This is a genomic window from Mesobacillus jeotgali (assembly GCF_031759225.1).
In the GTDB taxonomy this organism is placed as follows: Bacteria; Bacillota; Bacilli; order Bacillales; family Cytobacillaceae; genus Mesobacillus; species Mesobacillus jeotgali_B.
On record NZ_CP134494.1, the window covers coordinates 4,203,268 to 4,216,895 of the forward strand.

Here is a 13,628-nt window from a genome sequence, read left to right on the forward strand (position 1 = left end):
TTTAGATACAACAATTGCTCCAAATTATCTTTGAACGTCTTATTTTTCAAAGGAGAAATTTAATGCAGAATAAAACAAGATTTCACAATAGAGAAAAAAGGAAAAAATATAGATTTCGTAAAATAGCTTTAGTTATAAGCTTGTTTCTAATTATTATTCTAAGTATATCTGGATACTTAGCATTTCAAACTATTTCAGCAGCAAAGGAGTCATATACTGACTTGGACAGAGGTTCTAAATCAAAGCTAAGGGAAGAAGATGTTTACTTAAGTAAGCACCCAGTTTCTGTACTGCTGATGGGCATAGAAGATTACTCCAGTCAAGGAAGCGGCGGAAGAGCCGACTCTTTAATTGTTGCTACGTTTAATCCGGATTCACAATCTGTGAAATTAGTGAGCTTGCCTAGAGACACTATGACTTACATTGAGGATGTAGGTCATGAGGATAAAATCAATCACTCTTTTAACTATGGCCAACTTGCCACTGTTGAAACTGTAGAGAATCTTCTTGATATTCCAATTGATTATTATGCTACAGTAAATTTTGATGGATTTAAGTCAATTATTGATGAAATTGGTGGAGTAGAAGTGGATGTACCTTTTGATTTTTGGGAGGAAACAGACACATATCCCAAACGAAAAGTATATTTTTATGAAGGCAATCAACAATTAAATGGTGAAGAGGCATTAGCTTATGCTCGAATGAGAAAAAGAGACCCTCGGGGTGATTTCGGTAGAAATGACCGCCAAAAAGAATTAATAAAATCATCTCTAGATTCTTTGACCAAACCTTCAAACATGCTTAAATTAGATGACATTGCCGAAATAGTAGGCGATAATATCGAAACAAACCTTAAGATCGGGGATGGAATTTCATTCCTGAAAAAGTACCGAAATTTCAATTCCAATAATATTGAAACCCTTTCTTTAAAAGGAGAAGATTCGTATATCGACGGGGTATACTACTTCATTCCTGCTGAAGAATCGTTAACCGAAACTAAGGCAACACTACAGAATCATTTGGAATTGTCTAATATCCCTGTTGAATAATGGTGACGAAAGGCTAAACCAAAAAAGGGTTTAGCCTTTTTAATTTAGAAAAAAGAAAAAGATACAGTGAGTTTTGAAAAAAGTCAATTCACTGCATCTTTATTGTTATTAAAACTTATAATTTATAATAATTCTTAGGCAATTGAGAAGTTGCTTTGAAAGAGTTTCGAGTATCAAATATCAATGCATCACTTTTTGCCAGTAATTCATAATCAAAATCAGTATGGTTTGTGGTAATAAGTACTATATCTGCCTCTTCAAGATCTTGAGAAGTAAAACTCTTTTTCGGTTCTACTATTTCCCCACACATTTTAAATTGCTTCACAAACGAATCGACAACTGTATAATTCGCTCCTGCTTTTTCTAATAGATCCAGAACAATCAAGGCCGGGGATTCTCTTACATCATCTATATCTTTCTTATATGCCACACCAAGAACAAGTACTTTTGAATTTTTAAGAGCTTTTCCCTCGTTATTCAAGAGATACATACAACGGTTAACCACAAATTCAGGCATTGAGTTATTGATTTCTCCAGCCAGCTCAATTAGTCTTGTGTGGTAATTGTATTCTCTCGCCTTCCACGTTAGATAGAATGGATCAATTGGAATGCAATGTCCACCCAAACCTGGACCTGGATAGAATGGCATGAATCCATATGGTTTAGTCGCAGCTGCATCGATCACTTCCCACACATCAATCCCCATTTTGTCACATAAAATGGCCATTTCATTAGCAAGAGCAATATTTATATGCCTAAAAGTGTTTTCTAATATTTTTTCCATCTCAGCCACAGCTGGACTTGATACTTTATGGATATCCCCTTCTAAAACATTCTTATATAATACACCTGCAATTTCTGTACAGGCTGGCGTTACACCACCGACAACTTTAGGTGTATTTTTGGTATTATAAACCTTATTACCCGGATCAACACGTTCAGGAGAGTAACTCAAGAAAATTTCTTGACCCACTTTAAATCCGCTTTTCTCTAAGATTGGTTTAAGAATCTCTTCTGTTGTTCCAGGATAAGTGGTACTTTCAAGAACGATTAACATACCTTCATGGAGGTATTTTGCAATTTCAGAACCTGACATTTCAACATAAGATGTATCAGGCTGTTGATAATTATCCAATGGTGTAGGTACACAGATTGCTACCGCATCAACTTCACTTATCTTACTGTAATCTGTTGTTGCTACGAATTGTCCTCCAGCTACAGTAGAAGCCAACTCTTCATCAACAACATCCCCAATATAATTAATACCTTCATTTACCATATCAACCCGTTTTTGCTGTATATCAAAACCAATTACTTTATAGCCTGCTTTTGCTTTCTCGACTGCAAGAGGTAAACCAACATACCCTAACCCTACTACACCAACTACCGCTTGCTTAGTTTCAATTTTGTTTAATAATTTCGTGGCTGTTTCGTTTAACATAAATATTACACTTCCTCTCTGGAATATAAAGGTGGGATTATCCTCATGTGACAGTTCGGCATTAATTTTTCATTAATTTAACATGTCATTAATAACCCAATGGTAATTTGCTTAAAAATACTTCATCTACTACAGTAGAACCTTGTTCTCCACTAACACTTTGCTTTACGTTATCAGGAGAAATTTATTTAGGAACTACATAGCATACTGCTTTTAATTGTGCGTTCTTTATTCAAAATTACATCCTTTTTTCAAGATGACATTATTTAAAGCAGCTAATTCTCACCTATTTTTCGCTCCTTATCCATTCAATCTTATTATGCCATAATTTCTAGCGAATAATATAAAGACCGTTTATGAATTATATCATAAACGGTCAGTCCATCAATGTTTGCCAAACACTTTTCGATAAAATTTCAAAATCGGTCTGTTTCTTTCGCTAACCATGCCGATTGTTTCAGCAATTAAATGGACAACAAGCAGTAAGCCAAACACCGTTATTAGGGATACCCACAAAGTAGCGGAGGTTAATATTATGGCTGCAATACTGAATAAAATCCCCAGTCCATATATAACCAAAACTGTATTCCTATGGGATAGTCCTATGGCCATAATTCTGTGATGCAAATGCGATTTATCAGGTGCAGAAATAGGCTGTTTATTGATAAGTCTCCTGATTATAGCATAAGCTGTATCAAAGATCGGAACTCCTAATATAATGATTGGAATAACAAAGCTGAATAAGGTAACACTTTTATATAGCCCTAATAGTGACAAAATGGATATGCAGTATCCCAGGAATAGTGCTCCTGTGTCTCCCATGAAAATTTTCGCTGGGAAAAAGTTGTAGAATAAGAATGCGATTGTACTTGCAACTACGATTAATGCAAGAGTTAAAATGAGAACTTTACCGGCTAACCCTGCCATAATTGCAACCGTAATAATCCCAATAGAAGATATTCCCGCAGCAAGACCATCTAATCCGTCAATCAGGTTTATTGCATTAGTTATTCCAACAATCCATAAGACAGTGATCGGATAAGCCCAAATCCCTAATTGGAATTTTTCGACCACAAAAGGGATTGTAATGAACTCAATCGTCAAACCGGTACTTACTACAATGCTTGCGATAAAGATTTGAGAAATAAACTTCACTTTTGCGGAGAGTTGGTAAATATCGTCTAAAATACCTAAAATAACAACTAGGATTGCCCCGAAGGATATTGCAGTAATTTTTTCATTATATAAACCGGAAACAAAAAATCCGACTAGAACACCAACAAATATTGCTAAACCGCCCAAACGCGGCATAATATTTTCGTGTACCTTCCGCTTATTTGGTTTATCTGTCGCACCAATCTTATGGGCTAATTTTATGACTAGCGGAGTGACCAACAGGACAGTTACAAATGACGAAACAAATGCAATTATTAAATTTAGAACGTCCATTAGATGTTCTCCTTTTCTATGTGATGCATATATTCTTTATTTTCCACAAGACAAGATAATTGAAACTGACTATATACTGGAAAGGAACATTATATTAATCTCACAATATACTCCCTTAGACATTCTAACATAACTTATTATTATGTACCATTTATTTTTAATTTCCAATAATACAGTCATTCTTATTGATATTTTTATAGAATTTTATATTTACACAATTTATTTGACGATAAGCTGCTTTGTTTAGTTTCATGTATATGTTTGCAATTTTTTTGTAATTTTCAGATCCCTAGAACAAAGAAATTAAATAAGTTATTGTGACTAATTTCCTGATCGATCACAACTGTTAGTCTTCTTGGTGTTAATGACGTTCTACAATGTCCAGAACTTGACGATGTTAATTGTCCTAAAACTGACGGAACTACTGTCCAAAATTGAAAGGGAAGCAGTTCACATGCTTCCCAAAAGTTTTTACAAATCAACTTGATAGGTCTCATTTTTCTTAAGATAGAATCTAACGTCATTTCGGCCGGTAAGAATATACCAATCTCTGCCCAGCTCCAGGCGGCAGGAAAGGGTCCGACCATTTCCTAGATGTAAATCAAACCATTCACCACATCGCATCTTATAGCCGGAGTTCTCTCCCCAAAACACAACCCAACAATCCAATTCTTCATTATAATTCATCTCTTTCCAGCGGGTTTTCATGAAAGTTCCCCCTGGATGACTTGCTTGATCATATGATCATCAATGATCCTTCGGCCATTTTGTGAACCATAGAGAAGACTATGTGTACAGAGCTTATTAATGAGCCTTGCGGCACCACCAGAGAAGCGATGAATCTCGTCAAGTGCTCCATCAGAGAATATTGGTTGATCAACACCGGCATATCGAAGGTGCCTAGAAACATATTCTTCAACCTGGGCACGGTCGAGATGTCCTAGCTGAAACTGGATATCGATTCTTTGGCGTATGGCTGCGTATGATTGGAGTCGAAGCCGATCCCATAATTCACTTTGACCGACCAGGATAAGCGCCATCGGGCTTTGCGAATCCATTTTGAAGTTCAGTAGGAAACGAACCTCTTCAAGCATTTCCCGGTCCAGAAGATGAGCTTCATCCACTACCACTACAGGTTGTAGCCCTCGTATGCCTTTCATTAATTCAATCTCACGATGAAGCTGCCGTTTTGCATCTCCTCGATAAAACTTCGCTTCAGAGCCTAACTGTTCCAAAAGACCTTTGTAAAAATGACGAGGCGTTAACTTAGAGTCGGACAGGTAAAGGATATGGAATTTCCCTTTATCCAATTTGTCCACAAACTTACGGATGGTTGTGGTCTTTCCAGTACCACTATCCCCACTCAGAACGGCAAAAAGCTGTCTTTCAGCTGTGTACTTCAGCCTACCAAGGATTTCTTGCACCATGGAGGAATCATACAATTGATCAGTCGGAAGATCTCTGGCGAAAGGAGTGTTGTCCATTTCATAGAATGCTTCAAACACGGGAATCTTCCTCCTTCCAAACGGCACGGAAGGTCACGGCAGGTTTCTGTTCGGTTAGGCGTTCCTGGTTCTTTCGTTCAGCTGCCTTTAATAGTCTTGAAGATTCTACACCCTGCACCTGCAGGTGCTCAGGTAATGCAGGACGCTTCCCAGCTCTTTCCCCAATGACAAGTTTCTTGGCTTTCCAAGGAGTATGATCCTCGAACTCAATGGTAAGCTCCTCGATATTCGCAGGATCATAAACCACCTCAACCTGTCGTCCAATGAAAGCCAGGCCGACCTCATATTTTTGATCCATGAAACTTATGCATCCTGATTTATCGACTTTCCTTGTTTCACAATGGAGGAATGCATTACTCAAGGTATCAGGATCGATGAACCTAATCGCTTTTTTATCTGAACGAAATGCCGTTTCCGGGCTGATTTTCTCCCCAAGTGCAGAATGAGGCTTATTCTGATAACACTCTGTGAGCCACACTTGGAAAAGCTCATTCAGACGATCAAGTGTATTGGGCTTTTCGATGACAGCCTCACTAATGAATGAATCTATGATTCTATTGAAGCGTTCAATTTTCCCTTTTGATTCAGCTGAGTACGGCCGTGTGTAAGTAAGGCGGGTGCCTATTTTTGAGCAGGTACGCGACATCCATTTGGTTCGATATTGCTTTCCATTATCAAAATAAACAGCCTCTGGAACACCATACTTCTGGATAGCCTGGCGGAAGGCATCCTCGATGATCCTTGAATCCAAGGTAGGATAGAAAGCTGCGTGAAGCACAAACCTGGTGGCGTCATCGATAAAGGCGACAAGATACACTTGTTTCTTTATTCCATTCGGACCAATCGGCAAGTAGGGACCATACTTGATATCTGACTGCCAGAGTTGGTTGCGATGTCGCTTCTGAAATCTTCTGGCAGCTACTCCTGTCTGGGAATAGAGTCGCATATGCCGGGTGCTGTAACCTTTTTCAGCGAGCTTTTCCTGGAGCGTTGATCTTTTGATCTGCCCTGGTTCAGCCAACCCTTCCCATTCGAGTATCTGTATGATTTGAGCCACGCTCCGGCTCGGCACTTCCTTACGCAGAAGGATTGCCTGTTCCAATAAATGAGGAGGGATAGCCTCAGACTTTCGAGCACCTTTTCTTCCTTGTGGCTTTAGTCCCCCAAACCCATCTTCCTGAAATTGAGCCAAATATCGCCTGATGGTTCTTTCTGAAAGACCGCTGGCCTTCGCTATCTGGTCTCTTAATTCCTTTACTTTCCCAGCGTCAAGCCCCTCTGCTAATAAAGGGGATATTAGCTGAAAACGATGCACTGCCAATTCTTCTGATTTCTTATGATCACTCATGATACACTCTCCTCTCTGTGTCTATCACGAGTGTAAATCAGGTGCTATTGGACAATGAATGCGGAACGGGTATGTATCCATAAATTAATATTTACGATGGGCCGGACAATTCTTGTCAGCCATCCATTGGCATCTCCTGCCAAGCGTCCTATCCTTTGAAGTGCGGTCCCTGAACATTTGGACGTGACATCCTGGGGGATATTTCCCTGGTTGGTCCTGATCATGATGGAATTCAAACAGCCAATCCAATAATCCACAAATTGATGAAACCAGCCGTGCCATCTCGAAAGAGTGGAATCATCGGCAGCAACAATATGGGCGGACGGGTTCGTAAGAACGTCTTCGATACATTCAGCCTCATAGCGTTTATAAGGAATCAATAAATCTGGAAGTTCATGATGGATGGTCTGACAATTGGTGCACTGCAATCTTCGGATGTTATATGTTTTACTCTGACCTGTATGATCCTTGGCTTTTCGATTCTTTGTACCTCTAACCAACATGTCTTTACCACAGCATGGGGAAGGAATCCTCCCCGCACCCCTAACTAAAAACTCCAGTATGAGTGTTTTCAATCAGCTGATAATCTGATACAATAACCATATACTTTTTGGTGGGACGTCTCCTGTATAACTGTTGGCGCAGTTATACATTTATGGGGGACGTCTTTTCCTTTCTCCAGAATAAATGTCGAAATGTTTCGAATTATATACGGACATTATAATCGACTAATTCTGGACAGGCAATACCGTCAACTTTCGGATAATTAATGGCGTCAAAAACATTCTTGGCAATATAAACATTTTCAACTACTTATTGCTATCTTACTCTTCCCACTAAATTATTTAAGTTCACTTTTTACAAGAAAAGGCTTGTGAATTATTATCACAAGCCTTTTCTTGTTAAAGTTATTCGATTGAATACTCGAATGCACCATAATCGTCATAGGTACGAGTAGAATTCTTGTCCTTCACATGGATGCTGAACTTGTAATTTCCGGCAGCAGTAGGTTTCCAGCTGTATTGATTGTTTGCTGAATACCCCTGGACCAGCTTCCATTCCTTGCCGTCATATACATGGAAAGCATACAGTCTTTCCGTTCCGCCTTTTCCGGTAGCGGTGACATTGATCGTCGTATTGGCAGCTTGTGGACTTGCTTTATCTGTCTCCACGCTCACCATTTTCACATCTTCTACCACCTGGTACTCGAAGGTTCCATAATCATCATATCGTTTGGTCGACTTGGCGTCTTTCACATGGACACTGAACTTGTATGAGCCTGGTTTTGAAGGGATCCAGGTATACTCGTTATCACTAGAATAGCTCTGTAATTCCGTCCATGCCGATCCGTCATATACATGGAAGGCATACCGCCTGTCCGTTCCCCCTATTGCCTGGGCTGTAATACGGACTGGTGTACCGGCTGTCTGGGGACTTGCATAGCTTGTATTTAGAGCTTCCATCTGTACCGGGCTGTCACTCACCTGGTAATCCGCTGATGTGTAAGCATCATATGCCTTTGTTGAGTTTTTATCTTTCACGTGAACGACCAGCTTGTAATTTCCTGGTATAGGCGTCCAGGCATACTGATTGCTTGCCTGATAATCGCGTAAGACCTTCCAGGTCTTCCCGTCATAGGCGTGGAATTTATACAGCTTCTCTGTCCCGCCCGACGCATTAGCTGTCAGGGTGATCGTCTTTCCTGACGGCTGCGGGCTTGGAAGACTTGCCTGCAGGCTGCTCACCTTGACTGGCGCTACATAGAAGTTGTAGTCGAACCATTTGTATGTGTCATAGTCTTTAGTGGAGTGGCTATCCTTCATATGGACACTGATCCGGTAATTCCCTTCTCCACGAGGGCTCCACTGAATCGTATTTTCCGGACCGTAATCCTTCAATACTGTCCATTCTTTTCCGTCATATTGGTAAAAACGGTAAAGGGCTTCCTGTACCCCGACTCCCTTAGCTGTAATGGTAACCGTGTTCCCTACAGCCTGCGGACTTGGCCTGTCCGCCTTCAGGCTCGTGATGTCAGGAGGCTGTACTGCCGTGAACTCAAAACCAGCATAATCGTCATATTCATTCGAAGACAAGCTGTCTTTCACGTGGACACTGAACCTGTAGTCCCCTGCCTCAGTCGGAGTCCAGGTTGCCTGGTTATCTGTGCTATATTCAGAAAGAACTTTCCATTCCTGACCATCAAAAATCCAGAACTTATACAGCCTGTTTACGCCGCCGCTTGCATCAGCCGTGAAAGTCACAGGTGTTCCGACATCTTGCGGGCTTACAGCTGATGTTGTCACCGAATTTAACTGCACTGGATCACCGAGGATAGTGTACTCAAATGTTCCATAGGAGTCATACTTTTGACTTGAATATCGATCTTTGACATGAACGCTGAACTTATAGTTTCCTGGATTTCCCGGAACCCATTTAACTGTATTGTTCGCTGAGTAGTTCGTAAGTGCTTTCCATTCAACGCCGTCATATACATGGAATTGATAAAGAAGTTCGAGTCCACCTGTAGCTTTTGCAGTTAAGTTGATAGCACTATCAACATTTTGTGGACTAGTAAGATCTGATGTTACACTTTCCATCTTAACTGGGGCATATACAGTATAGTCCAAGCCCTTGTAATCGTCATATTCCTTTGTTGAATAAGGGTTTTTGACATGGATACTAAAACGGTAATTCCCAGGTAATGTTGGCCTCCATTGATAGTAACTTTTAGTGGAATAATCCTGGACCATTTTCCACGCTTTCCCATCATATAGATAGAACCTATATAAATCACTTTTATTATTGCTGCTGGCCATAAGATTAATTGTCGAATTTGCAGCCTCTGGACTAGCTTTATCAAATGATACAGATGTCAATTCTGCAGGTAATCCTCTATAGAAAGAAATCACTGCATTAGCAATTCTTTTCGCGGTTTCATCCACCACATTAGGATTCGTGATTTTTGCCAGTTCTGTAGGATTTGACATAAAACCATTTTCAATCAAGATCGATGTCATGTTTGTATTTCGAGTAACATATAAATTATGATCCTTACTCCCTGTTGAAGTATACATTCTCTTATAACCCATCGCAGCCATAGTATCTGCAACCATTAAGGAAAGTTTTTTGCTGTTTTGTGCCGGCAGTGAAGGGGTGTAATCATAAGCAGTAGAGCTATAAATACTAACACTTTTAGTTGCGGTACCATCCTTATAATAGAAATAATTATTGCTCTCTTTTACATAAGGATAATTTTTAAAATTATAATTTACATTGATTCCACTTTTATCTATATTGGGTCTATAGCTGCTATAATGGACACTTATACCGTTCGCGGTACTGGAAGTACTTGAATCATGGTGAATGCTCAAAAACATATCTGCACCAAGATTGTTTGCGAAAGTGGCCCTTTCAGCCAGTGAAAGATAAGTATCAGTACTTCTAGTCAAATACACGTTGCTAGAGAATGATCCCAAATACGTTTTAATCTTTTTCGCTAAGTTTAAATTAAGATTCTTTTCAGCATAACTACCTGATGCTGCCCCGGGATCTGCTCCCCCATGTCCAGGATCGAGCACTATAATTGGTCCATAAGCTAACGTTTTCTCTCCTGTAGTCATCAGCACACTAGCAATTATTATGACAGTAACTAGAAAGATTTTTGCTAGTTTTGTTGAATAGCTTATCATTCCCTACCTCCTATGTAGAAAAAGGGCAGCGGACTTATATTGTCCGCCGCTCAAATATTTTAAATCTATTTAACCTCATACAACAAAACACCATAATCGTCATAAGTACGAGTGGAATTCTTGTCCTTCACATGGATGCTGAACTTGTAATTCCCGGCTGCAGTTGGTTTCCAGCTGTATTGATTGTTTGCTGAATACCCCTGGACCAACTTCCATTCCTTGCCGTCATATACATGGAAAGCATACAGTCTTTCCGTTCCACCTTTTCCTGTAGCGGTGACATTGATCGTCGTATTGGCAGCCTGTGGACTTGCTTTATCTGTCTCCACGCTCACCATTTTGACGCCTTCTAGCACCTGGTACTCGAAGGTTCCATAATCATCGTATCGTTTGGTCGACTTCGCGTCTTTCACATGGACACTGAATTTATATGAGCCAGGTTTTGAAGGAATCCAGGTATATTCGTTATCACTCGAATAGCTCTGTAGCTCCGTCCATGCCGATCCGTCATATACATGGAAGGCATACCGCCTGTCCGTTCCCCCTATTGCCTGGGCTGTAATACGGACTGGTGTACCGGCTGTCTGGGGACTTGCATAGCTTGTATTTAGAGCTTCCATCTGTACCGGGCTGTCACTCACCTGGTAATCCGCTGATGTGTATGCATCATATGCCTTTGTTGAGTTTTTATCTTTCACGTGAACGACCAGCTTGTAATTTCCTGGTATAGGCGTCCAGGCATACTGATTGCTTGCCTGATAATCGCGTAAGACCTTCCAGGCCTTCCCGTCATAGGCATGGAACTTATACAGCTTCTCTGTCCCGCCCGACGCATTAGCTGTCAGGGTGATCGTCTTTCCTGACGGCTGCGGGCTTGGGAGGCTTGCCTGCAGGCTGCTCACCTTGACTGGCGCTACATAGAAGTTGTAGTCGAACCATTTATATGTGTCATAGTCTTTAGTGGACTGGCTATCCTTCATATGGACACTGATCCGGTAAGTCCCTCCGGCGCGAGGGCTCCATTGAATCGTATTTTCCGGACCGTAATCCTTCAATACTGTCCATTCTTTTCCGTCATATTGGTAAAAACGGTAAAGGGCTTCCTGTACCCCGACTCCCTTAGCTGTAATGGTAACCGTGTTCCCTACAGCCTGCGGACTTGGCCTGTCCGCCTTCAGGCTCGTGATGTCAGGAGGCTGTACTGCCGTGAACTCAAAACCAGCATAATCGTCATATTCATTCGTAGACAAGCTGTCTTTCACGTGGACACTGAACCTGTAGTCCCCTGCCTCAGTCGGAGTCCAGGTTGCCTGGTTGTCTGTGCTATACTCAGAAAGAACTTTCCATTCCTGACCATCAAAAATCCAGAACTTATACAGCCTGTTTACACCGCCGCTTGCATCAGCCGTGAAAGTCACAGCTGTTCCGACATCTTGTGGGCTTGTCTTTGATAATGTCACATGATTCAACTTGACTGGTTCCCCTTGGATCGAGTATTCAAGTGTTCCATAGGAGTCATAAGTTTTTGATGAAAATCTATCTTTTACATGGACACTGAACTTATAGTTCCCTGGCTTCGTCGGAGTCCAAGAAAATGTATTGTCTACAGAATATTCTTTTACAGTAGTCCATTCATTTCCATCGAACATATGGAAACTATAAAGCAATTCACTTCCACCTGTTGCAGTAGCAGTAATATTAATAGTTTTATTAATCGATTGAGGCGACAAAACATCAGGACTTACAGACTGCATTTTTACAGGCGGAACGTATACTAAAGAAGAATCATAGTAGAGCCTTGTTCCTGGAAAATAATATGCAAGTATTTCTGCATAAGATTTAGTTTCAGCCATCTTATATGCCCCATATTGACTCATTCCAATTCCATGGCCAAAGCCGCCACCATTAACAATAAAGTAATCGCTTCTGGATTTGTTAACGGATTTTATATAAGGGCTTTTCATTTTTGATGATCCTACAAGACTTCTAATGTCATAGGAACGGTCTCTAAAACTTAATTCATGGATTTTAAGATTACCATTTTCATCCATGACGAAAGTATTATTTGACCGGCGTTTTAAAATATATTGGACAGTCAATTCTCCCGTCAATACTTCGGTTCTGCTCGTTAAATTTGTAGTAAAGCTAATATCTTTCACTGTCGTAATTTTCATTTCATACTCACTTGGAACGTAAGGGGCATCCCCATATTTATATCTGTCCGAGCTTTGTAAGAAAGACTTAACTTTATTCATAAACGCCAGATCCTTTTCAGTGACAGTATCCCACCACCCAGCTGGATTCTTCATGTCTCTTCCAGCAAGGCCAATCTGGCTTTTGTATACATTGTAATTCCAATCTTTATATGGATTACTGCTTGTTAAGTCGTAGTCATCTTTGCCAAAATTGAAATATGCGAGCGCATTCGTTCCCCAGCTATTTTGGTTAGTAAGCATCATTCCTCCATTGGAAGAATAGAAAAATGCATTCTGTTTTATAGATGAACCATTGTGTGTAATGATTATGCCCTTTGTATCTTCCACTGCTTTAGTAGAATTTTCATGCCAGGCATATCCGCCATATACTTGATAGGATATCGTATCATTGATGTTTGTATTATTTAGATATCCTGTTACATAAGTTCTGGCAGCAACTGCCTGAGCTTTCAAAGCTTCCATTGGCTTTAGGGCAGACATTTCTTTTGGCACAACACCCTTTAAATAGTCCTCAATAGTCAAAGTATTACGAGGCTTAATAACTCCTCCACTTTCTGTAAAACTCATCTCACCTAAATAGGAATAACCATTCAAAGATAAATAATGTTTAGTTCCATATACAGTTGGGTAAATAGAAAATGTTGACCCATAATTTTTGATAAGATGTCCGTTATCGGTATATAAATATAAATCACCATTAACAATCTTTACCTGATAATTTCCTGATAACTCCCGTTGATCGGCACTAACTATATAATCTCCATAGATTGTAAGATTTATAGTATTTTTGCTAGATAACCCATTTTGTGTAATGTTAACAGAAATCAGTGAATTTGCCTTGGTACTTATTGGGGAAGATAGTATTAATATTAAAGCAAAAAAAGACACTACCCAGCCGACATGTTTCCTCAAAATTCTACCTCCTTTTTAT

The 13,628-nt window shown here is 40.1% G+C and carries 9 protein-coding genes; 1 reads left to right on the top strand and 8 read right to left on the bottom strand.

Features of this window, described 5'->3' with window-relative positions:
- The first annotated feature begins 62 nt into the window (after window positions 1-62).
- Window positions 63-1,049: an LCP family protein gene (locus RH061_RS21130; RefSeq protein ID WP_311072732.1), complete on the top strand. Its 987-nt coding sequence runs from the start codon at window positions 63-65 to the stop codon at window positions 1,047-1,049.
- Window positions 1,050-1,164: 115 nt separating this feature from the next.
- On the opposite strand, the gene RH061_RS21135 is transcribed toward RH061_RS21130, so the two are convergent.
- From RH061_RS21135 to RH061_RS21170, 8 genes are all read right to left on the bottom strand, one after another.
- On the bottom strand, window positions 1,165-2,490 hold the full coding sequence (locus RH061_RS21135; RefSeq protein WP_311072733.1) for a nucleotide sugar dehydrogenase: 1,326 nt from the start codon (window positions 2,488-2,490) through the stop codon (window positions 1,165-1,167).
- A 384-nt stretch (window positions 2,491-2,874) separates the two neighbouring features.
- On the bottom strand, window positions 2,875-3,939 hold the full coding sequence (locus RH061_RS21140) for a glycosyltransferase family 4 protein (protein WP_311072734.1): 1,065 nt from the start codon (window positions 3,937-3,939) through the stop codon (window positions 2,875-2,877).
- A 471-nt stretch (window positions 3,940-4,410) separates the two neighbouring features.
- Window positions 4,411-4,647, bottom strand: coding sequence for a DUF5348 domain-containing protein (locus RH061_RS21145; RefSeq protein ID WP_311070899.1), 237 nt, complete (start codon window positions 4,645-4,647; stop codon window positions 4,411-4,413).
- Window positions 4,644-5,444, bottom strand: coding sequence for an ExeA family protein (locus RH061_RS21150; protein ID WP_311070901.1), 801 nt, complete (start codon window positions 5,442-5,444; stop codon window positions 4,644-4,646). Before RH061_RS21150 ends, RH061_RS21145 begins: the two co-directional genes overlap by 4 nt.
- On the bottom strand, window positions 5,437-6,792 hold the full coding sequence (locus RH061_RS21155) for a DDE-type integrase/transposase/recombinase (RefSeq protein ID WP_311070902.1): 1,356 nt from the start codon (window positions 6,790-6,792) through the stop codon (window positions 5,437-5,439). Before RH061_RS21155 ends, RH061_RS21150 begins: the two co-directional genes overlap by 8 nt.
- Window positions 6,793-6,836: 44 nt before the next feature.
- Window positions 6,837-7,367 (bottom strand): DUF6431 domain-containing protein, encoded by a 531-nt coding sequence (locus RH061_RS21160; RefSeq protein ID WP_311070903.1) that lies wholly within the window; start codon window positions 7,365-7,367, stop codon window positions 6,837-6,839.
- Between the two features lie 333 nt (window positions 7,368-7,700).
- Window positions 7,701-10,481: a triple tyrosine motif-containing protein gene (locus RH061_RS21165; RefSeq protein WP_311072735.1), complete on the bottom strand. Its 2,781-nt coding sequence runs from the start codon at window positions 10,479-10,481 to the stop codon at window positions 7,701-7,703.
- Window positions 10,482-10,546: 65 nt separating this feature from the next.
- Window positions 10,547-13,609: a SpoIID/LytB domain-containing protein gene (locus tag RH061_RS21170; protein ID WP_311072736.1), complete on the bottom strand. Its 3,063-nt coding sequence runs from the start codon at window positions 13,607-13,609 to the stop codon at window positions 10,547-10,549.
- Window positions 13,610-13,628 lie beyond the last annotated feature (19 nt).

Bases quoted from the DNA above. Each gene is read 5' to 3' on its own strand.
- RH061_RS21130 (WP_311072732.1), top strand. From the start codon at position 63: ATGCAGAATAAAACAAGATTTCACAATAGAGAAAAAAGGAAAAAATAT.
- RH061_RS21135 (WP_311072733.1), bottom strand. From the start codon at position 2,490: ATGTTAAACGAAACAGCCACGAAATTATTAAACAAAATTGAAACTAAG.
- RH061_RS21140 (WP_311072734.1), bottom strand. From the start codon at position 3,939: ATGGACGTTCTAAATTTAATAATTGCATTTGTTTCGTCATTTGTAACT.
- RH061_RS21145 (WP_311070899.1), bottom strand. From the start codon at position 4,647: ATGAAAACCCGCTGGAAAGAGATGAATTATAATGAAGAATTGGATTGT.
- RH061_RS21155 (WP_311070902.1), bottom strand. From the start codon at position 6,792: ATGAGTGATCATAAGAAATCAGAAGAATTGGCAGTGCATCGTTTTCAG.
- RH061_RS21165 (WP_311072735.1), bottom strand. From the start codon at position 10,481: ATGATAAGCTATTCAACAAAACTAGCAAAAATCTTTCTAGTTACTGTC.